General features: G+C 75.6%; 18 protein-coding genes. 6 read left to right on the forward strand and 12 right to left on the reverse strand.

Translation table 11 applies throughout. The features are described 5' to 3' along the window. Positions 1-3: 3 nt before the first annotated feature. Positions 4-588 carry an FhaA domain-containing protein gene (locus ACQP2P_RS30360; RefSeq protein ID WP_433606554.1) on the reverse strand — a complete coding sequence of 195 codons (585 nt, stop codon included), beginning with the start codon at positions 586-588 and terminating at the stop codon, positions 4-6. Between the two features lie 53 nt (positions 589-641). Then, positions 642-1,496, reverse strand: a complete 855-nt coding sequence (locus tag ACQP2P_RS30365) for a LysR family transcriptional regulator (protein WP_433606556.1) — start codon at positions 1,494-1,496, stop codon at positions 642-644. 64 nt (positions 1,497-1,560) lie between these two features. Between ACQP2P_RS30365 and ACQP2P_RS30370 the strand changes: the two genes are divergently transcribed. Continuing rightward, positions 1,561-2,469, forward strand: a complete 909-nt coding sequence (locus tag ACQP2P_RS30370; protein WP_433606558.1) for an EamA family transporter — start codon at positions 1,561-1,563, stop codon at positions 2,467-2,469. A gap of 3 nt (positions 2,470-2,472) precedes the next feature. Here the strand turns inward: ACQP2P_RS30370 and ACQP2P_RS30375 are convergent, their stop codons facing one another. Then, positions 2,473-3,336: a hypothetical protein gene (locus ACQP2P_RS30375; RefSeq protein WP_433606559.1), complete on the reverse strand. Its 864-nt coding sequence runs from the start codon at positions 3,334-3,336 to the stop codon at positions 2,473-2,475. 53 nt (positions 3,337-3,389) lie between these two features. Here ACQP2P_RS30375 and ACQP2P_RS30380 point away from each other — a divergent pair, with 53 nt between their 5' ends. The 3 genes from ACQP2P_RS30380 to ACQP2P_RS30390 all read left to right on the forward strand — a co-directional run bounded on the left by ACQP2P_RS30380 (position 3,390) and on the right by ACQP2P_RS30390 (position 5,528). Beyond that, positions 3,390-4,163 (forward strand): class I SAM-dependent methyltransferase, encoded by a 774-nt coding sequence (locus ACQP2P_RS30380; protein ID WP_433606560.1) that lies wholly within the window; start codon positions 3,390-3,392, stop codon positions 4,161-4,163. Between the two features lie 20 nt (positions 4,164-4,183). Then, on the forward strand, positions 4,184-4,780 hold the full coding sequence (locus ACQP2P_RS30385; protein ID WP_433606561.1) for a hypothetical protein: 597 nt from the start codon (positions 4,184-4,186) through the stop codon (positions 4,778-4,780). Positions 4,781-4,850: 70 nt separating this feature from the next. Next, positions 4,851-5,528, forward strand: a complete 678-nt coding sequence (locus ACQP2P_RS30390) for a hypothetical protein (protein ID WP_433606563.1) — start codon at positions 4,851-4,853, stop codon at positions 5,526-5,528. Here ACQP2P_RS30390 and ACQP2P_RS30395 read toward each other — a convergent pair. From ACQP2P_RS30395 to ACQP2P_RS30435, 9 genes are all read right to left on the reverse strand, one after another. After that, positions 5,525-8,122 carry an ATP-binding protein gene (locus tag ACQP2P_RS30395; RefSeq protein WP_433606565.1) on the reverse strand — a complete coding sequence of 866 codons (2,598 nt, stop codon included), beginning with the start codon at positions 8,120-8,122 and terminating at the stop codon, positions 5,525-5,527. The two genes, ACQP2P_RS30390 and ACQP2P_RS30395, sit on opposite strands and share 4 nt — an antisense overlap. Before the next feature lie 66 nt (positions 8,123-8,188). Then, the gene (locus ACQP2P_RS30400; RefSeq protein WP_433606567.1) at positions 8,189-9,538 is read right to left on the reverse strand and encodes an ATP-binding protein; all 1,350 of its coding nucleotides are present in this window, start codon (positions 9,536-9,538) and stop codon (positions 8,189-8,191) included. Between the two features lie 529 nt (positions 9,539-10,067). Then, positions 10,068-10,787, reverse strand: a complete 720-nt coding sequence (locus ACQP2P_RS30405; RefSeq protein WP_433606569.1) for a hypothetical protein — start codon at positions 10,785-10,787, stop codon at positions 10,068-10,070. Positions 10,788-11,551: 764 nt separating this feature from the next. Then, complete coding sequence (locus ACQP2P_RS30410) at positions 11,552-11,974, reverse strand: pyridoxamine 5'-phosphate oxidase family protein (protein ID WP_433606570.1); 423 nt, start codon at positions 11,972-11,974, stop codon at positions 11,552-11,554. A gap of 15 nt (positions 11,975-11,989) precedes the next feature. After that, on the reverse strand, positions 11,990-14,176 hold the full coding sequence (locus tag ACQP2P_RS30415; RefSeq protein WP_433606571.1) for an amino acid ABC transporter ATP-binding/permease protein: 2,187 nt from the start codon (positions 14,174-14,176) through the stop codon (positions 11,990-11,992). Continuing rightward, the gene (gene cydD / locus ACQP2P_RS30420) at positions 14,173-15,807 is read right to left on the reverse strand and encodes a thiol reductant ABC exporter subunit CydD (RefSeq protein WP_433606573.1); all 1,635 of its coding nucleotides are present in this window, start codon (positions 15,805-15,807) and stop codon (positions 14,173-14,175) included. Before cydD ends, ACQP2P_RS30415 begins: the two co-directional genes overlap by 4 nt. Continuing rightward, positions 15,807-16,811 carry a cytochrome d ubiquinol oxidase subunit II gene (gene cydB / locus ACQP2P_RS30425; RefSeq protein ID WP_433606575.1) on the reverse strand — a complete coding sequence of 335 codons (1,005 nt, stop codon included), beginning with the start codon at positions 16,809-16,811 and terminating at the stop codon, positions 15,807-15,809. Before cydB ends, cydD begins: the two co-directional genes overlap by 1 nt. 15 nt (positions 16,812-16,826) lie before the next feature. Further along, positions 16,827-18,221 (reverse strand): cytochrome ubiquinol oxidase subunit I, encoded by a 1,395-nt coding sequence (locus ACQP2P_RS30430; RefSeq protein WP_433606577.1) that lies wholly within the window; start codon positions 18,219-18,221, stop codon positions 16,827-16,829. 45 nt (positions 18,222-18,266) lie between these two features. Further along, positions 18,267-18,989 (reverse strand): hypothetical protein, encoded by a 723-nt coding sequence (locus ACQP2P_RS30435; protein ID WP_433606578.1) that lies wholly within the window; start codon positions 18,987-18,989, stop codon positions 18,267-18,269. An 84-nt stretch (positions 18,990-19,073) separates the two neighbouring features. On the opposite strand from ACQP2P_RS30435, the gene ACQP2P_RS30440 reads away from it, so the two are divergent. Both ACQP2P_RS30440 and ACQP2P_RS30445 read left to right on the forward strand, forming a co-directional pair. Beyond that, entirely contained in the window at positions 19,074-19,712 is a 639-nt protein-coding gene (locus tag ACQP2P_RS30440; protein ID WP_433606580.1) for a response regulator, read from the forward strand. A gap of 14 nt (positions 19,713-19,726) precedes the next feature. Beyond that, complete coding sequence (locus ACQP2P_RS30445) at positions 19,727-21,385, forward strand: GAF domain-containing protein (RefSeq protein ID WP_433619329.1); 1,659 nt, start codon at positions 19,727-19,729, stop codon at positions 21,383-21,385. Positions 21,386-21,657: the final 272 nt, after the last annotated feature.

The following is a 21,657-nucleotide window of genomic DNA, read 5'->3' on the forward strand; positions in this document are numbered from 1 at the left end:
GGGTCAGCGCATGCCCTGGACGGTCAGGGTCACGCCGCCCAGCGTGATCACGTCGCCGGGGTTCACGGCCACGGGCTCGGTCACCGGGCGGTCGTTGAGCAGCGTGCCGTTCGTCGAGCCGAGGTCCGTCAGCACCACCGTCCTGCCGTCGTAGCGCAGCGCCGCGTGCCGCCGCGACACGCCCTCGTCGCGCACGCGCAGGTCGACCTGGCGGCCGCGGCCGATGACGGTCTCGCCGGCCTGGACCGTGTACCGCCGGCCGTCGTCGATGAGCAGCGTGACCCCGCGCCCGGCCTCGTCCTCGCGGCGGGTGCGGGCCTTGCGCACGTCAGCGATGATCTTGAACGAGCCGGGCGGGACGGTGTCGTCGGGCTGCAGCTCCACGACCACCTCGTCGGCGACGCCCCAGCGCTGCTCGGCCAGGAACTCGGCCTGCGCGCGAGCCAGCGGCCCCGCGAGCGGCACCAGCCGCGGGTGGTCGCCGGGCGCGACGAGCACGAGGTAGCTGTTGGGCGCCAGCGTCTTGTCGCCGACCTCCGCCTCGCGGTGCATCGCCTCCAGGATCGCCGTCCGCTGCGGCAGACTCATGCCGGGCAGCGTACCGGAGCGCATCAATCCGCCCGGCCGACCGGAGCCGAGGCTCACGGTCCATAGGCGTCGCGGGTCAGCGCGATCAGGTCGTCGAGGTGGGCGGGCGGGTCGTCGCGCCACCAGGCCAGCCGGACCTCGATCGGCGGCGCGTCGCTCATCCGGCGGTAGGCCACCCCCGGGCGCGGGTTCTGGTGCGCCGTCGCCTCCGAGGTCACGCCGACGGCCTGGTTCGCCGCGATGAGGGTGAGCCACTCGTCCGTGCCCCGCGTCGGGCGCACCGACGCCGGCCCCGCGCCCGCCGGCCAGAGGCCGAGACTCGTCGTGCCCGTCCGATCGTCGATCGCCATCGTGTACCGCGTCAGGTCGGCCAGCCGCACCGTGCGCTTGCGCGCGAGGGTGTGCTCCGTGGCCACGGCCGCGCAGCGGTGCTCGAATCCGACCCCGGCCGTCGCGAACCGCGGATCCTCCAGCGCGCGGCGGACCACGGCGACGTCGGCGGTACCGTCGGTCAGCCCGGCGGCGAGGCTGTTGTGCTGGACGAACACCAGCGGCACGCCCGGATGGAGCCCGGACCAGGCCCGCTGGATGCGGCGCGTGTGCCGGCCCATCGCCGCCCAGGCGTAGCCCACCCGCAGCTCGGTGCGCGAACGCTCGACGACCCGCCGCAGGTGCGCGACCTCGTCCAGCACCGCCCGGGCGCGGCGCAGCACCTGGGTGCCGGTCGCGGTCAGGCGCACGTGCCGGGTCGTGCGGTGCAGCAGCCGCGCGCCGAGCGCCGCTTCGAGCGCGGCCACGGACCGCGACACCGCCGCCTGCGACAGCCCGAGCGCCCCGGCCGCGTCGGTGAAGGTGCCGGTCTCGACGACGGCGACGAACGCGCGCAGCTGCCGCAGCTCCAGATCCATGCGTACAGCGTATGAATGACGCACCGCACGCATTTCCGCGCCCCCGCTGCCCCGGCCCAGAATCATGGTCGTGAGCAGGCTGAACCTCGGCACCGGCGGCGCCCTCGCGACCATGTTCGCCAGCGCGGCCGGCAACCAGGCGGGCGCCGCCCTCGGCGCGCGCGCCTTCCCCGCGATCGGGCCCGCGGGCGTCGTCGCGGTCCGTCAGCTCGTGGCGGCGGCGGTGCTCCTGCCCGTGGCCCGGCCCGACCTGCGCCGCCTGACCTGGTCGCAGTGGTGGCCGGCGCTGCTGCTCGGGCTGGTCTTCGCGACGATGAACATCAGCCTCTACACCGCGGTCGACCGCATCGGCCTCGGGCTCGCGGTCACCCTCGAGTTCCTGGGCCCGCTCGCCGTCGCGCTGTGCGGCTCGCGCACGCCGGTCGACCTGCTGTGCGCCGTCGTCGCGGGGATCGGCGTCTACGTGCTCGTCCTGCCCGGCCCGAGCACCGACCTGGCCGGGCTCGGCCTCGGCCTGCTCGCCGGGGCGTGCTGGGCCGCATACATCCTGCTCAACCGGCTCGTCGGCGCGCGCCTGCCCGGCCTGCAGGGCCCGGCGGTGGGCACGACGGTCGCGGCGGTGCTCTACCTGCCGGTCGCCGTCGCGCTGACCGTGCAGGGCCGCTTCACCGCGGCCGGGCTGCTCTACGCGCTCGGCGCCGGCGTGCTGTGCTCGGTCGTGCCCTACGCCGCGGACGTCATCGCCCTGCGCCGCGTGCCGCCGCGCTTCTTCGGGCTGCTGCAGAGCGTGCACCCGGTGTTCGCGGCGCTCGCCGGCGCGGCGATCCTGGGCCAGGTCCCCGCCGCGCACGTCTGGGCCGGCATCGTGATCGTGGTGGGCACGAACATGGCGGCCGTGGCGGTCGCCGGCGCCCGCGCGGCATCGGCGCGCGCGACCGCCGTCGCCCTGCCCGAGCCGGGGATCGCCCTGTAGCCCTCAGCGCTCGTCCCCGTCCTCGCGCCCGTGGTCGTGATGCTCCTCGATCTCGTGCTCGTGCCGCTCGCCCCGCCGGCGGAACATGGCGAAGCCGGGGATGCCGACGATCGCCTGGCGCAGGTCGCGGGTGACGTTGAGCAGCTCGTGGATGTCGGGGCCGACCCGGTCGAGGGTCGCGAGGATCGGCAGGATGTCGGTGTTGAGGTGATGGGCGAGCCGCGGCAGGTCGTCGACCATGCGGATCGCCGCGTCGACCTCGTCGGGCGAGAGGTTCTCGATGAACCGGCGCAGCGCCGGCTCGTAGCCGCCGAGCAGCTCCTCCGCGGTGTCCGCCGCCCGCGCGGCCTGGGCGACGACGGCGTCCGCGTTCGTGGCCGTCTGCTCCGCCTGCGCCACGATCGCGTCGGCGCTCGCGGCCGTCTCACCGGCCTGCTTGACGAGGGCCTCGGCGCTCGCGGCCGTCTGGGCGGCCTGGGCGACGAGCGCGTCGGCGCCCGTCGCGATCTGCCGCGCCTGGCCGATGACCACATCCGCGGTCGCGGCCGTCGCACCGGCCCGCACGACGAGGGCGTCCGCGTTCGTAGCCGTCCGCGCGGCCTGCCCGGCGATCGCGTCGGCCCGGGTCGCGATCCGGCCCGCCTGGTCGATCAGGTCCGCGGCCGAGGTGCTCAGCGCGCGGACCCGGCCGATCGCGTCGTCGGCCGCGTCGAGGGTCGCGGTGGCGCGGGCCAGGAGCAGTTCGGCGCCGCCGACCAGGCGCACCACCCGCCCGGGCAGCGCGACGACGGCCGCGGCGGTCCCGGCGGCCGTGCCCGCGGCGGACACGGCGAGATCGACGACTTGCGACAAACGCTGCAGGGCCATACGTCCATCTTGCCCACTGCGGGCCGTTGAGATGCGGGTCTAGCATCGCCGGGGTGAGCTTCGAGGTGCAGGCGGACGCCTACGGGCGGTTCATGGGGCGGTATTCGGTCCCCCTCGCGACGCGCTTCGCCGACCTCGTGGGCGTCTCGCCGGGGCAGCGCGCGCTCGATGTCGGCTGCGGCACCGGGGCGCTCACGGCCGAGCTCGTCCAGCGGCTCGGGGCCGCGTCCGTGTCCGCCGTCGATCCGTCCGAGTCGTTCGTGGCCACGGCCCGCGAGCGCTTCCCCGACGCCGACGTGCGTAGCGGGGCGGCGGAGCGGCTCCCCTTCGCCGACGCGACCTTCGACCGCACTCTGGCCCAGCTCGTCGTGCACTTCATGGCCGACCCCGTCGCCGGGCTGCGCGAGATGGCCCGCGTCACCCGGCCCGATGGCCTGGTGGCCGCGTGCGTGTGGGACCACGCGGGCGGCGGCGGCCCGCTGGCCGTGTTCTGGCGCGCCGCGCTGGAGCTCGACCCGGCCGCCCGCGACGAGTCCGGCCTCGCCGGCGCGCGCGAGGGCCACCTGGCCGAGCTCTTCCGCGCGGCCGGCCTGCGGGACCTCGAACCGGCCGAGCTGACGGTGCGCACGACCTTCGCCGGCTTCGACGCGTGGTGGGAGCCGTTCACGCTGGGTGTCGGGCCGGCCGGTGACTACGTGCGCACGCTGGACGGGCCGCGCCGCGAGGCCCTGCGCGAGCGCTGCGCGACGCTGCTGCCCGCGACCGGCCCGATCGAGGTCACCGCGACGGCGTGGACGGTCCTCGGCCGCACGGTTTCGCCGGTCTGACGGCGGGTAGCCCACCGCCCGTGACGACCTTTCCCGTAGGCGGCCTCGACCTGAGTGCGGCCGGAAGGTTCAGGGCCGGGCGGCTGGGCGCCGCCGAGGAGGCGGCGCTCGCCGGGCAGGTGGCATACTTCGTCGGGCAGTCCGAGCCGCCGTGCACGCCCATCGCCTCCTGCCTGCAGCACATCATGGAGCACGTCGGCGGCGACGAGGCGCTGCTGGCATGGCTCGACCGGTTCCCCGGCCGGCCCCGGCTCGTGACCCGGGCGCTCGAGCTCGTGGCGCTGCTGGACCGCTACGGCGACTGCCGCCCGCTCGTCGCCGCCCTGCGCCGGCGCCGTGTCCACACCCCGGACCCGCCGGCGCTGGCCGAACGCCTCCCGCCCGAGACCGACGAGTCCACGCTGCCGAGCCTCGGCGGCGAGATCAAGGCCCGCCTCGGCGACGACGACCCGACCGAGGCGGCGCTCCTGGCGCTGGACACGGCGCGGCTGCTGGCCGACCTCGCGCCCGCCATGCACGCCGTGCCGGGCCTCGGCGAGCTCGAACCGCTCGCCGTCGAGTCCGTGCGGGCGCTGGAGACCGTGCAGCTGGCCGTGCAGCCGCGCGAGAACGCCTGAACTCACGCAGCACTCGCCCAAAAGCCTCCAAGGGGCAGCGCCGCGCGTCATTCGGCTGGATCATGGCTTCATGGTGGAGTCCCACGCAGCGTCCGCCCGGCAGCGGATCGGCATCGGCTGGCCGCTGACCGCGGGCGTGGCGCTCGGCATCGCCGCCTTCTGCGCCGATCTCGCCGACGGCCCCCTGCGCACGGTCCTGCAGTTCGTGGCCAGCACCGGCTTCGCCTGGGGCTGCGCCGCGTTCGCCGCGGCATACCCGGCCCGCACACGGCGAGGGGCGGCGGCCGCGGCGGTCATCGTGCTGTGCACCGCGACCGGCTGCTACTACTGGCTCAACCTGCCCGGCGGCCTGCGCCCGGGCGGGGAGTTCGGGCCGCTGCTGCGGGCCTTCGGCTACTGGATGCTGCTGTCCGTCGCCGGCGGCGCCCCGCTCGGCGCGCTCGCCCACGCGGTGCGCGCCGACGGGGCCCGCCGCGCCGCGATCGCCGCCGGCATCGCGTGCGGGCTGCTCGCCGGGGCCGGGATCGCGATCGTCGCCGCGCCGCTGTTCACCGGCGACGCGCTCCGCGGCGGGCCGGCCACCGGCGCGCTGCAGGCCGCGGCGGGCATCACCGTGGCCACCTGGTCCTTCGCCCGCCGCCGCGGGCCGCGGGCGTGGCCGCTCTACGGGATCGCCGCGCTCGCCGCGTGCACCGCGGGCGCCCTGGCCTGGAGCGCCGTGGAGGCCGTGCCCGTGATGGGCTTCTAGCGCAGCCCTTCGCGGACCGTGGTCACCGCGGCCACCACGCGGTCCAGCTCGTGCCGCAGCTCCTCCAGCGCCCGTGTCGCGTCGTGCGGCAGCCCGCCGCGGGCCCGGGTCTCGAACTCGCCGCTGAGCCGCGCCAGCACGGCCGCGCCGACGTTGCCCGCGGCGCCGGTGAGGGTGTGCGCGGCGCCGACGGCGGCGGCAGAGTCGCCCCGGCCGACGGCGTCGGTGAGCCGGGCGAGCGTCTCCGGGGCCTTGGCACAGAAGGAGCCCAGCACCCGCCCGACCAGCTCCAGCTCCGGCGGCGAGGGATCGTCGTCGGTGAGCTCGCGAATCCGGGCCCGGATGCCGTCCTCGAGCCCGTCCGGCTCCGCCGCCGCCTCGGGCTGCGCGACGGGCTCCGCGAAGGTCTGGGCGCTGGTGAACGCGGACAGCACCGCGGCCAGGTCGGTAAGGCGCATCGGCTTGGTGAGGAAGTCGTCCATCCCGGCCGCCTCGCACGCGGCCCGGTCCTCGATGAGCGCGCTCGCGGTCAGCGCGATGATGTGCGGCTGCGCCGCGGGCGGCAGCTCGGAGCGGATACGCCGGGTGGCGTCGAGGCCGTCGAGCACCGGCATCTGCACGTCCATGAGCACGACGTCGTACCGCACCCGCCGCACCGCGTCGAGCGCCTCCGCGCCGTTGGCGGCCACGTCGGCGCGGTGGCCGAGCCTGGCCAGCATCATCGTGGCGACGGTCTGGTTCACCTGGTTGTCCTCGGCGACCAGGATGCGCAGGGGGCGCACGGGCGGTACCACCGCCGGATCCTCGGCCGCGGAGGACTCCGCCGGCCCGTTGAGGACGCGGTCCAGCGCGGCCTGCAGCGCCGCCGTGCGCACGGGCTTGGCGAGCACCGCCGCGAAGCCCGGCGGCCGGGGCGCGTTGACGGTGCTGAGCAGGATGCTCGGCCCGTCGAACGCCGCGGACCGGCCGTCGGTCAGCACGACCTCGGCGGTGGACGCGTCCGGCACGCACTCCATGCCCCACTGCGTGAGCTGCGCGCACAGCACCCGGCGGAGCGTGGCGTTGCCGGACAGCACGAGCGCCCGGCGCCCGCCGAGGTCCGCGGTGACCGCCGGCGGCGCGGTCGCCGAGATCTTCAGCAGCACCGTAAGCGTGAACGTGGAGCCCTCGCCGGGCCGGCTCACCACCGTGAGGTCGCCGCCCATGGCCCGGGCGAGCCGGCGGCTGATCGCGAGGCCGAGGCCGGTTCCGCCGTACGTCCGCGTCGTCGACGCGTCCACCTGGCTGAAGGAGCGGAAGAGCCGGTCCATGCGCTCCGGCGGGATGCCGATCCCGGTGTCGGCGACCGCCAGCTCCACCCGGACGCGGTCGTCGGCGAGCGCGAACGACCCGGTCACCACGATCTCGCCGCTGGACGTGAACTTCACCGCGTTGGACAGCAGGTTCACCAGCACCTGCCGCAGCCGGGTCACGTCCCCGCGCAGCGGCGGGGCCTCGGTCACGTCGGCGACGAGCTCGAGACCCTTGCCGGCCGCGGGCACCGCCACCAGCGCGAGCGCGCTGTCGACGCACTCCCGCAGGTCGAACACGGCGTCCTCGAGCTCCAGCTGCCCCGCCTCGATCTTGGAGAAGTCGAGGATGTCGTTGATGATCGCCAGCAGCGCCTCGCCGCTGTCGCGCACGGTCGCGGCGAGCTCGCGCTGCTCCGCGCCCAGGTCGGTGTCCAGCAGCAGCCCCGTCATGCCGATGACGGCGTTCAGCGGGGTGCGGATCTCGTGGCTCATGGTGGCCAGGAACGCGGACTTGGCCTGGGTGGCGGCCATCGCCTCGTCGCGCGCGTGCAGCACGACCCGGGTCGCCTCGTCGACCGCGTCGGCCATCTCGGCGAGCTCCGCCGGCCCGCGCACGGCCGCCCCGCCCGCCACGGGCGCGACCACCACCTCGCCGGTGGCGACCCGGCGGGCGGCGGCGGTGACGGCAGCGATCGGGCGGGACACCTGCCGGGTCACCCACCAGGCGCCCACGGCGGCCAGCACGGCGGTGAGCAGGGCGCCGCCGAGGATGGAGCGGCGGGTCGCGATCGCCGCGGCCGCCGTCTCGCGCTGGTTGGCGGCGAGCCGGATCTGCTGGGCGGTGCGCATCCGGCTCAGGCCGCTCTCGATGGCGGCCATGTCGGCGGCGCCGCGGTCGGTGTCGACGATGCGCTGCGCGGCCTCGAAACCCTCGGTGCGCCGCAGGTCGATCGTGTCGGCGAGCTCGCTCAGCTTGTCCGCGACCCGATCGCGCACCTGCGCGAGGGTCGCGTCGCCCGGGGTCCGGGCCGCCAGCCGGTCCAGCGTGGCCGGAATGGCGGCGACCGCGGCGGTGTACGGGTCCAGGTAGCGCGCGTTGCCCGTGATCACGTAGCCGCGCTGGCCCCGCTCGGCGTTCTGCAGCTCCTCGCGCAGCGTGTCGATGTCGTCGATGACCGCGTGGCCGGCCTCGACCGAGGCCCGGGCGTCGAGCAGGGTGCCGATGCGCACGTAGGCGGCCGCGCCGACGACCAGCAGCCCGCCGATGGCCAGCAGGTAGCCGGCGGCGAGCAGGCGCGCCACCGTCCATCCACCGGTCCGAGGTCTCATCCACTCGGCTCATCGCCCGCTCACGGCGCAAGTTTCGCTTTATCGCGGCAGTTTCAGCCGGAGCAGTGCCCCGCCGGCCCTGGACTCCTCGACCGTCAGCGTGCCCCCGTGCGCGGTCACGATGTCGCGGGCGATGGGCAGCCCGAGCCCGGTCCCGCCGCCGGTGCGCGAGCGGTCCTCGTCGAGGCGGACGAACCGGTCGAAGACCCGGTCCCGGTCCGCGGGGGCGATGCCCGGCCCGTCGTCGGACACCGTGATTTCGGCGGTACCGTCCCGAGCCTCCACCGTCACCTCCACCGCCCGCCGCGCGTGCCGGGCCGCGTTGTCGAGCAGGTTGCGCAGCACGCGCTGCAGGTGGTGCGGGTCGCCGCTCACCCGCACGGGCGCCGAGCGCGCGGTGACCCGCAGCTCGGGCCGCTCGGCGGTGAGCCGCTCCCGCTCCAGATAGACCAGATCGTCGAGGTCGACGTCCTCCCGCCGCAGCTGCAGCCCCTTCTCGTCCACCCGCGCCAGCAGCAGCAGATCGGAGATGAGCCGGGCCATGCGGTCGCTCTCCCGCCGCATCCGCACCACGGGCGGCGCGTCCCCGAGCAGGTCCAGGCCCGCGAGCACGGTGGACAGCGGGCTGCGCAGCTCGTGCGAGGCGTCGGCCACGAACCGGCGCTGCGCCGCGGTGGCGGACTCGATGCGGTCGAGCATCCCGTTCATGGTCGCGGCCAGCGCGGCGATCTCGTCACCGGTCGGCGGGACGGGCAGCCGCGTGTGCAGGTTCCGCCCGGTGATCGTCTCGGCCTGCCGGCGCATCGCGTCGACCGGCCGCAGGGAGCGCCCGACGAACAGGAACGTCGCGACCCCCACGATCACGGTCAGCAGCGGCAGCCCGACGGCCAGGGCCCCGATCGCGGCCTCGGTGCCGTCGTCGATCTCGTCGATGGACTGCCCCACGAGCACCGTGCGCGGCCCCGCGTCCGAGTCGACCCCGAGGGCGGTGATCCGGAAGTACTCGTCGTGCGCCACCGCCAGCCGGCGCTGCTCCCGCCTGGTCTGCCCCGGCTGGGGCCGCAGCGAGGAGATCGGCTGGGCCCCGGCGATGAGCGCGGAGGCGCGCAGGACCCGGCCGTCGGCGCCGAGCACCTGCACGACGGTGCGGTCCCGCAGCGACGGCCGCATGACGGCGGCGAGCGCGGCGTCGTCGTCGAGCGCACCGGCCACCTGGGCGGCCCGGTCGCTCGTGTCCTGGTCGACGTTGCCGGTGAGGATGAGCCGCGCGGCGATGACGAACGCGACACCGGTGAGCACGGACGCGACGGCGACGACGACGGAGGCGGCGAGCGCGGAGCGCATGCGCACCCCGAGCCGCTGCCGAATCCGCCCCGCGAGCCCCGCCACGCGCCCGACGCTACCCCGAGCCGCGCACGGCTCCGCGCACCGCCTCCCGCACCACGCCACCCGCCCGCCGCCGCGCACCGCCTCCCGCACCACGCCACCCGCCCGCCGCCGCGCACCGCCTCCCGCACCACGCCACCCGCCCGCCGCCGCGCACCGCCTCCCGCACCACGCCACCCGCCCGCCGCCGCGCACCGCCTCCCGCACCACGCCACCCGCCCGCCGCCGCGCACCGCCTCCCGCACCACGCCACCCGCCCGCCGCCGCGCACCGCCTCCCGCACCACGCCACCCGCCCGCCGCCACGCACCGCCTCCCGCACCACGCCGCCCACCGGCCGCGCATCGCCTCCCGCACCGCGCGCCGGCCGCCGCGCATCGCTCGACTTGCCTGCGTCGGCGTCCTTGCGCACGGCCTTGACCGCCGCGGAACCGGCCGTCCGAGCGCGGCGGACGGCGACCGGCATCGGCCGAGCGTGGAACCGGTCAGCCGAGCACGGCGGATGACAACCGGCTCCGGCCGAGCGGAACCGATCAGCTCAGCACTGCGGACGGCGAGCGGCGAGCGGTCGCCGGTGGCGCGTCCTCCTGCACCGGGACGCCGATGCGCATCGCGACGGCCGGGTTGCCGATTCCGCCGAGCAGCCCCCGCAGCGCGTTGCGCACACCGGCGACCTCGACGACCTCGCTGATCGGCGACGCGGCCAGCCCGCGCGCGGTGAGCGTCAGCCACACGTCGGAGAGCGCTTCTCCGGCCGCCAGCCAGTCCCGGGCCTCGTCACCGTCGGTGACGAAGATCGCGTACACCGTGCCCCGGTCGCTCCCCGGCCCGGCCGCCAGCCCCGCCTTGAGCGCGAAGTCCCGCGGCGCGACCGTGCGCCGGGTGGTCGCCACCACACTGTGCGTCGTGACCCCGTCCCCGTGCGCCCGGTTGGTCCAGGACCGCAGGTCGGCCCGGAACCGCGGATCGTCCCGCTCGACCTCCCCGGCGTGGGCGACCGCGCCCGCGAACGCCGTGACCTGGTCGTCCCGCACGATCTGCAGGTGCACCCCGTGCCGCCCCGCCGCCGCCCGCAGCTCGTCCAGCACCGCGTCGGCGGGCCGCTCGTCGCCGAACGGGCGCCGGTCGGTGTGCCGCCGCTCGATCGCCGCGGCCAGCTCGGCGTCAAGAACCGGATCGCCGCCGCCCACACCCACCGCCGCCGCGTCACCGGCACAACCCCTGCCGCCACCGTGCACACCCACCCCGGCCACGCCACCGCCACCATCCCGACCGCCACCGCCCACACCCACCGCCGCCACGTCACCGGCACAACCCCTGCCGCCACCGTGCACACCCACCCCGGCCGCGCCACCGGCACCATCCCGACCGCCGCCGTGCACACCCACCGCCGCCGCGTCACCGTCGCGGCCAAAGGCTGGGCCGCCCCCAGCGCGTCGGGTGCCGCGTTGTCGCGGCCGCGGTCGCCGGTGCTCGCGTTCGCCGCCGGGCCGAGGCCGGAACGGGCCGGACCCTGGCCGGAGTGGGTCGAGCCGTGGCCGGGGCGGGCCGGACCCTGGCCGAAGTGGGTCGAGCCGTGGCCGGGGCGGGCCGGGCCGCGCCCGAACCGCGCGACGAGATCGGGCTGGGCCGCGTCGGGGAGCCGGTCGACGGCCGCCTCGTACCCGGCCGCGTGCAGCGTCACGACCGCGTGGTGCAGCGCGGCGCCGCAGCTGAGCGTGAGCAGTCGCCCGTCGGGGTCCAGCCCGCTGAGCTGCCGGGACCGGTCGGCCCACAGCTCGGCGTGGTCTCCGGCCAGCCGCCACCGCCAGGGCTGGCTGTTGAGGATCGAAGGGGCCCGCAGCGCCGCGATGGACGCCTCGGCCACGAGATCGAGCTCGGCGCGAAGGTTGCGGTTCATGGCGGTCTCCTCAGGCGGGGCGCTGTGCGGTGTTCATCCAACGGTCGCCCGGACCCGCGCCGGCGGGCAGGGCCGGAAGTCACCGATGCCCCGGGACCTCTCCGACCTTTGCCGGTTTCATCCCGCTCTGGACAGATTCGTCCCGGTGATCTCGTAGCCGTTGACCAGGTCGCAGTCGATGCCGATCACGCAGTTCATCGGCTCGTCGACCCAGGGCCGCAGCGCCTCCTCGTAGCGCCGCAGCCGCTCCTCGTCCATGACCAGCCGCGCGGTCCCGGTCACCACAACACTCCAGCCGGCGTGCGTGCCGGCGTCGATCTCGTCGGCCTCGTACGCGACCACGAGCGACCCGTGCGCCGCGGCGGCCGACGCCAGCCCGCCGCCGAGGTTGCCGCGGATCACGATCGTCTCGCCGTCGAGCAGGTGGTTGACCGGCCGGATCGCGGGCAGCGCCCGGTCGGTGAACACCACGCGCCCCACGGCCACCGAGCCGAGCAGCTCAAGACACCGGCGCCGCCCCAGCGAGCGCATCGACCCCATCGCCCTCACCTCCGTTCACAGCCACAGACGCCCCCCGGGCGAGCCTCCGCCCGCCGACGCCACCAGCGCTCCATGCGAGCCCTCGCCCGCCGAAGCCACCAACGCCGCACGCGAACCCTCCCCCGCCAAAGCCGCAACCGCCGCACGCGAACCCTCCCCCGCCAAAGCCGCAACCGCCGCACGCGAACCCTCACCCGCCGAAGCCACCACCGCCGCACGCGAACCCTCACCCGCCGAAGCCACCACCGCCGCACGCGAACCCTCGCCCGCCGAAGCCACGGCCGCGCCGCGCGAGCCCGCGGCCGTCGAGACCGCGGGGTGGCGGTTCGTCGAGACCGCGGGGTGGCGGGCCGTCGAGACCGCGGGGTGGTGGTCCGTCGACGCCGCGGCCGGCGAGCCGGCGTTCGGGTGCAGGGTGATGACCGAGTCCACATAGTCGCGGGCGTCCGTGCGGTGCGTGATCAGCAGCACGGTCCGGCCCCGGGTCGCGGCCCTCAGGTCCCGCAGCAGCGCGACCGCGTTCTCCTCGTCGAGGTGCTCGGTGGGCTCGTCGAGCACGAGCACCGGGAAGTCCGCGAGCAGGGCCCGCGCGAGCGCGATCCGCCGCCGCTGGCCGCCCGAGACCGCGACGCCGTGCTCGCCGACGCTCGTCGCGAGGCCGTCGGGCAGCCCCCGCACCCACTCCGTGAGCCGCGCCCGCCGCAGCACGGACGCCAGCTCGGCCTCGGTGGCGCCGGGCTTGCCGATGCGGAGGTTCGCCTCGATCGTGCTGTCGAAGAGGTAGGCGTCGTCGCCGAGGAGCCCGACGATCCGCCGCACGTCGTCCCCCCGCGCGTCGCGCAGATCGACGCCGCCGAGCGTGATCCGTCCCGCGCAGGGGTCGAGCCACCGCACGAGCAGCGAGGCGATCGTCGACTTCCCGGACCCGCTGGGCCCGGTGAGCGCGACCCGTGCCCCGGGCTCCAGCACGAACGAGACGTCCCGCACGACCGGCCGTCCGGGCACCCACTGCGCCGCCACCCCCTCGACCCGCACGACCGGCGCGACGACATCCGGCACGACGACCTCCGGCACGACACCATCCGACGCGGCGACACGTGCTGCGGCGGCGAGCGGCGTCACGGCCGGAGCCGCCGCACCGGGCCGCAGCGCGAGCGGCGTCACGGCCGGAGCCGCCGCGCCGGGCCGCAGCGCAACCGGCGTCACGGCCGGAGCCGCACCGGGCCGCAGCGCGACCGGCGTCCGCGGATCCGGGGCCGGGTCGGGCGCCGCCGCCACCTCGGCGAGGCGGCGCAGGGCGGTGCGGGCCGCGGCGAGGTGCTGGGCGGCCGGCGGAACCGCGCCGACGATCTCGAAGACGGCCAGCGGGGTCAGCACGACCACGGCCAGGAGCTCGCCGTGCAGGGTGCCGCCCCGCACGGCCAGCGCGCCCGCGATCAGGGCGGCCAGCACGGCCAGGCCGGTGCACAGGGCGGTCACCGCCGCCGACACGCCCGTCGCGGCGCTCGATCGGCGGGTGGCCGTCAGCAGCTCACGGTCGGTGCGGTCCAGGGCGGCCAGGGCGTCGCCGACCGCGCCGGCCGCGATCAGGTCCGGCAGTCCCTGCACGAGGTCCACGGTGCCGGCCGCCAGCGTGCCGCGCAGCGGGGCCAGGCGGGCGTCGGCCCGGCGGACGAGGGCGGCCTGCAGCAGCGGCACCCCCACGCCGACCACCAGCACGCCCGCCGCCAGGGCCACACCGGCCGCGGGCAGCAGCGACCACACGAGCAGCACGGACGCGAGCCCGGTGACGGCGGCCACGGCGATGGGCAGTGCGACGCGCACGACCAGGTCGACGACCGACTCGACGTCGTCGACGAGCCGGGCCGCGAGGTCGCCGCGGCGGAACCCGGCCAGCCCGGCCGGCGCGAGCCGCTCCAGGCGCCGGAACACCCGCACCCGCAGCTCCCCCAGCACCCGCAGCGCGCCGTCGTGCCCGGTGACGCGCTCGACGTACCGCAACACGCCCCGCCCGATCCCGAACGCCCGCACGGCGACGATCGCCACCATGAGGTGCAGCACCGGCGGGTGCACGGCCGCCCGGGAGATGAGCCACGCCGACGTCGCCATCAGCCCGACCGCGCAGGCCGCGGCCGCGACCCCGGCCACGAGCGCCACGAACAGCCTTCCCGCCGCCGGGCGCAGCAGTGCCAGCCGGCTCATCGGGCCACCTCCGCCCCGGCCGGGAGCGCGATCGCCCGGTCGGCGATGGCGACCAGCGCCGGGCGGTGCGCGGCCATGATGACGGTGCGGCCCACGGCGTGCGCCCGGATCGCGGCGAGCAGCTCGGCCTCCGTCGCCGGGTCCAGGCCGGCCGTCGGCTCGTCCAGCAGCACGAGCGGCGCGTCGCGCAGGAACACCCGGGCCAGGGCGATCCGCCGGCGCTGGCCGGCCGAGAGCCCCGCCCCGTCGTCGCCCAGCGGCGTGTCGAACCCGTCGGGCAGCGCCTCGATGAACCCGAGCGCGCCGGCCTCGGCCGCGGCGGCGCGCAACGCGGCGAGGGACACGTCCCCGGCGCCGAGGCGGATGTTGTCGGCGATGGTGCCCGCGCCGAGCCAGGGCCGCTGCGGCAGCCAGGCCACCCGGCGCCGCCAGGCGTCCAGGTCGGCGGCGGCCAGTGCGGTGCCGCCGACGGTCACGGTGCCGCCGGACGGCGTCGCGAACCCCATCAGCACCGACAGCAGCGTCGACTTGCCGCATCCGCTCGGCCCGGTCAGCGCCACCAGCTCCCCGGGCGCGACGGTGGCCGAGAACGGTGGCAGCGCCGGACGGCCCGGGTAGGTGACCACGACCCGGTCGAACACCACCGGCGCGGGCGGAGGCACCGAGGCCCCGGCCGCGGGAAGGGGCGTCTCCAGGATCGCGAAGGCCTCCGTCGCCGCGGCCAGGCCCTCGGCGCTCGCGTGGTAGTTGGCCCCGATCTGGCGCAGGGGCAGGTAGGCCTCCGGGGCCAGGATCAGCACCAGCAGCGCCGTGGCGAGGCCGAGGTCGCCGTCGACCAGGCGCAGGCCGATGCCGACCGCGACCAGCGCGACCGACAGCGTCGAGAGCAGCTCCAGCACCAGCGACGACAGCAGCGCCACCCGCAGCGTGCGCATGGTGACGCGGCGCTGCTCGGCGCTGATCCGCGCGATGACGGCGGCCTGGCGCTTGGCCCGGCCGAAGACGCGCAGGGTCGGCAGGCCCGCCACGACGTCGAGGAAGTGGTGCGACAGGCGGGTCAGCAGCCGGAACTGGCGCCGGTTGGCCGCCTCCGTGTGCAGGCCCACGAGGGCCATGAAGACCGGGATCAGCGGCAGCGTGAGCGCCACGGTGCCGGCCGCGACCAGGTCGGCCGGGGCGAGCCGGGCCAGCACGATGACCGGCACCAGCACGCCGAGGACGAGCTGCGGCAGGTACTTCGCGAAGTACGCGTCCAGCGCGTCGAGCCCCCGCGTGGCCAGGGTCGCGAGGCGCCCGCTGGGCGGGGCCGCGGCCGGCCCGAGCGCGGCCGCGTGGGCCAGCAGCCGGGCCCGCAGCTCCCGCTTGACCGCGGCCGCGGCCCGGGTCGCGGCCGCCTGCTGGGCCCAGGCGACCGCCGCGCGCAGCACGACCACCGCGGCGAGCCCGGCCAGCACCGGCCCGATCGCGCGGACGTCGGCGCCGTGCAGGTACACCCGCGTGATCGCCTCGGCGAGCAGGGTCGCCTGGGCGACGACGAGCCCGGCCAGGGCCACGCCCAGGGCGACCGACAGCACCATGAAGGTGCGCGTCGCCCGGGCGTGGCGCAGCAGCCGCGGGTCCAGGGGCCGCATCAGTGCCCGCCGGCCGGGATGTGCTCGACGGTCAGCCGGCGCCGGAACACCCAGTAGGTCCACGCCTGGTAGACCAGCACGATCGGGGTGAAGCACACCGCGACCCAGGTCATGACCTTCAGCGTGTAGGGCGTCGAGGCCGCGTTGGTCGTCGTGAGCGAGTCGCCGCCCACGAGCGTCGTGGGCATCACGTCGGGGAAGAGCGTCACGAACAGCGCGGCGACGGCGAGCACGATGGTCGCGCCGGTGGCGATGAACGCCCAGCCCTCGCGGCGCGCCCGGGCCGCGAGCACGCCCCCGGCCAGCGCCGCCGCGGCCGCGCCGGACAGCGCCCAGCCCCACGCGTCGGCGTGGGCCAGCTGGGTCCACAGCAGGAAGGCGGCGGCGATCACGACCGCCGGCACCGCGAGCCGCACGGCGAGCTTGCCGGCCCGCTCGCGCATCTCCCCGTCGGTCTTCAGCGCCAGGAACACGGCCCCGTGCAGCAGGAACAGCGTCAGGGTGGTGAGCCCGCCGAGCAGCGCGTAGGGGTTGAGCAGGTTGAAGAAGCCGCCGACGTATTCGTGCTGGGCGCTGATCGGCACCCCGCGCACGATGTTGCCGAACGCGACACCCCACAGCACCGCGGGCACCAGGCTGCCGCCGATGATGGCCAGGTCCCACCAGCGCTTCCACTGTGGACTGTCGGACTTGCCGCGATACTCGAACGCGAGGCCCCGCAGGATGAGCGCGACGAGGATCAGCAGCAGCGGCAGGTAGAAGCCGGAGAAGAGCGTCGCATACCACTCCGGGAACGCGGCGAACGTGGCCCCGCCGGCGACGATGAGCCACACCTCGTTGCCGTCCCAGACGGGCCCGATGGTGTTGATGAGCAGCCGGCGCTCGCGGTCGTCGCGCCCCAGCACGGGCAGCAGCAGGCCGACGCCGAAGTCGAAGCCCTCGAGCAGGAAGTACCCGGCCCAGAGCACGGCGATGAGGATGAACCAGACGGTGGTGAGTGCCATCAGGGTGCCTCCCTTCTAGTACGCGAACGCGAGCGGGCGGTCGGGCTCATCCTCGTCGTCGGGTACGACAATTTCCGGCGCCCCGGCCTTGGCGTAGCGCAGCATGAGCACGAGCTCGATGACCGCCAGCCCGCCGTACAGCAGGGTCAGCAGGATGACCGAGAACGCGGCCTGGCTCGTGGCCACCGACGGCGACACGCTGTCGGCGGTCCTGAACAGCCCGAACACCGTCCAGGGCTGCCGGCCGACCTCGGTGAAGATCCAGCCGAAGGAGTTGGCCAGCAGCGGCATCGCGACCGTGGACACCGCGGCGAGCCACAGCCAGCGCCCACCGGGCAACCGCCCCCTGCGGGTGCTCCAGAGCGCGATCAGTGCGACGGCCATCGCGAGCACCCCGAAGCCGATCATGAGCCGGAACGACCAGTACGTGATCGGCACGTAGGGCACGTAGTCGCCCTCGCCGTACCTGTCGGCGTACTGCCGCTGGATGTCGTTGATCCCCTCGACCTCGCCCTGCGGGTCGGCGGTGGCCATGAACGACAGCAGCGACGGGATGCGCACGCTGTACACCTCCTCGCGCCCGTCCAGGGACCCGATCGTGAAGATCGAGAACGACGCGGGCTTGCTGGTGTCGTAGAGCGCCTCGGCGGCCGCCATCTTCATCGGCTGCTGCTCGGTCATGATCCGGGCCTGCAGGTCGCCGGTGATGAGCACCGCGACGCCGCAGACGAGCACGACCCAGGCCCCGAGCCTCAGGCCGGGGCGGAACACCTCGGTCTGGTTGCGCCGGCGCAGGTGCCAGGCGCTGACCGCGAGCAGCAGCGCGCCGGCGGTCAGGAAGCACGCGGCGAGGGTGTGCGGAAAGGTCACCAGGGCGGTGCTGTTGCCCAGCACCGCCCAGATGTCCGTCAGCTCGGCGCGCCCACGCCCGGCGTTCATCGTGTACCCCACCGGATGCTGCATCCACGAGTTCGCGGCGAGGATGAAGTACGCCGAGAGCATGGTGCCGACGGAGGCGAGCCAGATGGTGGCGAGGTGCACCCGCTTGGGCAGCCGGTCCCAGCCGAAGATCCACAGCCCGAGGAACGTCGACTCCAGGAAGAACGCGAGCAGGCCCTCGATGGCCAGCGGCGCGCCGAAGATGTCGCCGACGAAGCGCGAGTACGCGCTCCAGTTCATGCCGAACTGGAACTCCTGCACGATGCCGGTGACCACGCCCATCGCGAAGTTGATCAGGAACAGCTTGCCCCAGAACTTCGTGGCGCGCAGGTACTGGTCCTTGCCGGTGCGCACCCACGCGGTCTGCAGCCCGGCGACGAGCGCCGAGAGGCCGATCGTGATCGGCACGAAGATGAAGTGGTACACGGTGGTGATCGCGAACTGCCACCGCGCCAGGTCGAGCTTGTCCATGACGCGATTCTGTTTCGCGAAGGGGAGCCCGCGCAGGGCCGAAGGTCATATTCGCGGCGGGACTTTTCCGGGCCGCACCAGGCCGGTGCCGCCGTCGTAGCGGCGGTACACCAGACTGCCCCGCCCCGTCCCGGAATCCGTGAAGAACAGGAACGGCAGCCAGCCCTCGGCCATGCGCGCGGCCGCCGCGTCCGGGCTCAGCACCGGCGGCCGGCGCGGGTTCACCGTCGGCGCCGGGGTCGCGCGCCCCCCGGCCGGGTGCATGCTGCGCTGCCGGGTCAGCTGCAGCCCGGTGGGGCCGGCCCGGTGCACCAGCGCGTCCTCGCCCGTGGCGGCGTCGACGAAGAGGTACGCGTCGTAGTCCATGGCCGCCAGGTGCGCGGCGGCCTGGCAGAAGCTCTGGCGGTACAGCCGCGGGCTCTTGATCCTGGTGATCGCGGGCCGCCCGGGCACGGCGAGCGGGCGGCGCTCCGGGTCGGGCCAGGGCCACGCCTCCCACCGCGTGGACAGGCGGCGCACCTGCCGGTCCAGGCGCGTGGCCCCGGTCGCGATGGCCTCGGCGGGATCGCGCCCGGCGACCTGGATGCGCGCGGGCGCGCCGAAGAGCCGCAGGTTGGCCTGGACGAGCATCGGCCCGCCCGGCACCGCGGCCCCGGTGAGCCGCAGCCGCAGGGCCCCGTCGACGCCGTGCCGGGTGGCGAGCGCGCGGAACAGCGCCTCGGCGGCGGTGCGCTCGTGCGGGCGCAACCCGCGCGCGGTGATGTCCATGTTCCTACAAGGCCACGCCGCGCGGGGCGACGACAGTGCCGAAGGTCCCTTCTTTCCGGCCCCCGGATTGGGTATGAAGGAGGCATGATCCGCGTCTACCTGCTCGACGACCACGAGGTCGTGCGTTTCGGCCTGCGGGAGCTGCTCGAGCGCGAGGGCGACATCGAGGTCGTCGGCGAGTCCGGCTCGGCCGTCGAGGCCACGCACCGCATCCCGGCGCTGCGGCCGGACGTCGCCGTGCTCGACGGGCGGCTGCCCGACGGCAGCGGCATCGACGTGTGCCGCGACGTGCGCTCGATCGACGCGAACATCAACGCGCTGATCCTGACGTCGTACGACGACGACGAGGCCCTGTTCGCGGCGATCATGGCGGGCGCGTCGGGCTACGTGCTCAAGCAGATCCACGGCACCGACCTCGTCGACGCGGTGCGCCGGGTCGCGGCCGGGCAGTCCCTGCTCGACCCCGCGGTGACCGCGCGCGTGCTCGAGCGCATCCGCAACGGCCCCGAGCAGCCCGACGAGTTCAAGCACCTCACCGAGCAGGAGCGCAAGATCCTGCTGCTCGTGGCCGAGGGGCTGACGAACCGCGAGATCGCCGAGCGGATGTTCCTGGCCGAGAAGACCGTGAAGAACTACGTCTCCAGCCTGCTGGCGAAGCTGGGCCTGGAACGACGGACGCAGGCGGCGGTGCTCGCGTCGCGGTTGCTACAAAAGAAGCCGTGAACTCGCCGCTGCCGCTGCCGGAGCTGTCCCGCGTCGACCTCGACGCGCTGCCGCAGGAGCTGCTCACCCGCGTCGGGGAGGTGCAGACGAGCCGCGAGCGGCTGCGCGCGCTGCTCGACGCGGTGGTCGCGATCGGCTCCGACCTCGATCTGCACAGCACGCTGCAGCGCATCGTGGCGGCGGCGTGCACGCTGGCCGGGGCGCGGTACGGCGCGCTGGGCGTGATCGGCTCGGACCGGATGCTGGTGGAGTTCATCAACCACGGCGTCTCGCCCGAGCAGCGGGCCGAGATCGGCGATCTGCCCCGCGGCCACGGCGTGCTGGGCCTGCTCATCGACGAGCCGCGGCCGATCCGGCTCAAGGACATCACCCAGCACCCGCGCGCCTACGGGTTCCCGCCCAACCATCCGCCGATGCACAGCTTCCTGGGCCTGCCCGTGCGCATCCGCGACCAGGTGTTCGGCAACCTGTACCTGGCCGAGAAGCACGGCGGCGAGCAGTTCACGCAGGACGACGAGGACCTGGTCGCGGCGCTGTCCGTGGCCGCCGGGGCCGCGATCGACAACGCCCGCCTCTACGCCCAGGCGGAGCGGCGGCAGCGCTGGCTCGGCGCCGCGGCGGAGATCACCGGCGTGCTGCTGGGCGAGGTGCGCCGCACCGAGGCCCTCGAGCTCGTCGCCACCCGGGCCCGCGAGGTCGCCGGGGCGGAGCTGGCGATGGTACTGCTGGCCGCGGAGGACCGGCTCGTGGTGGAGGTGGCGGTCGGCGGCCCGGCGGCCGCGGCCGGCTGGTCGATCCCGGTCGCCGGCAGCGACTTCGCGGAGGTGTTGCAGCACCGGCACGTCGCCGTCGTCACCGACCTCGGGGCCGCGGCGAGCTGGCCGATCCTGCTGCCGACGGGCACCGCGCTGCTCGTGCCCCTGGCGGTCGGCGGAGTGGCGCTCGGGGCGCTCGTGGTCGCGTTCGGCCGGGAGAGCGCACCGATCACCGAGGGCCTGGAGCTGGCGATGGTCGAGACGTTCGCGGGGCAGGCCGCCCTCGCCCTCGAACGCGCCCGGGCGCAGGACGAGCGCGAGATGCTCGCCGTCGTCGGCGACCGGGAGCGCATCGCCCGCGACCTGCACGACGTGGTCATCCAGCGGCTGTTCGCGGCCGGGATGCAGCTGCAGGGGGCGGCGTACCGCAGCTCCCAGGACGACGTCCGCGAGCGCATCGTCCGCGTCACCGACGACCTGGACACGACGATCCGGGAGATCCGCGGGGCCATCTTCGAGCTGCGCGGGGCGGCCGGCAACAGTCTGCGCAAGGCGCTGCGGGACCTGGTCGACGAGGCCGAGGACCCGCTCGGCTTCCGCCCGGTGCTGCGCATCGACGGGCCGGTCGACACCGCGGTGCCCGACGCCCAGCGCACGGCGGTGCTGGCGGTGCTGCGCGAGTCGCTGAGCAACGTCGCCAAGCACGCCCGGGCCGCGTCCGCCCGGGTCCTCGTCGTCGTCGGCGGCGGCGCGCTGAGCCTGACCGTGGAGGACGACGGCGTCGGCCTGCCGGGCGGTTCCCCGGCCGGGCACGGGCTGCCCAACATGCGCGCCCGGGCGGCGGACCTGGGCGGCGAGTGCACGGTGGAGCCGCTGGAGGGCCGCGGCACGCGCGTCTCCTGGAAGGTCCCGGTCTGACGGGTTGCCGGCCGCGCCCACGATCACGTTCACGCCGGGCTCCGACGGCGGCTCCACGATGCTGCGGTACGCGTACACCGCCGACGGCACCACCTGGCCGGAGTTCGCCGCCACGGCCACCGGCTCGGGCGCGGCGCGCACCGGCATCGTCGGCGGGCTCACCAACGGGCCGGCCTACACCGTGCGGGTCCGCGCGGTGAACGCGGTCGGCGACGGCGACCCGAGCGCGGGCAGCCAGGTCACCCGCCCGCACCCGACTCGGGCGCCAAGGT

Origin of the sequence: Dactylosporangium sp. CA-139114 (assembly GCF_050955725.1) — a bacterium.
Lineage (GTDB): Bacteria > Actinomycetota > Actinomycetes > Mycobacteriales > Micromonosporaceae > Dactylosporangium.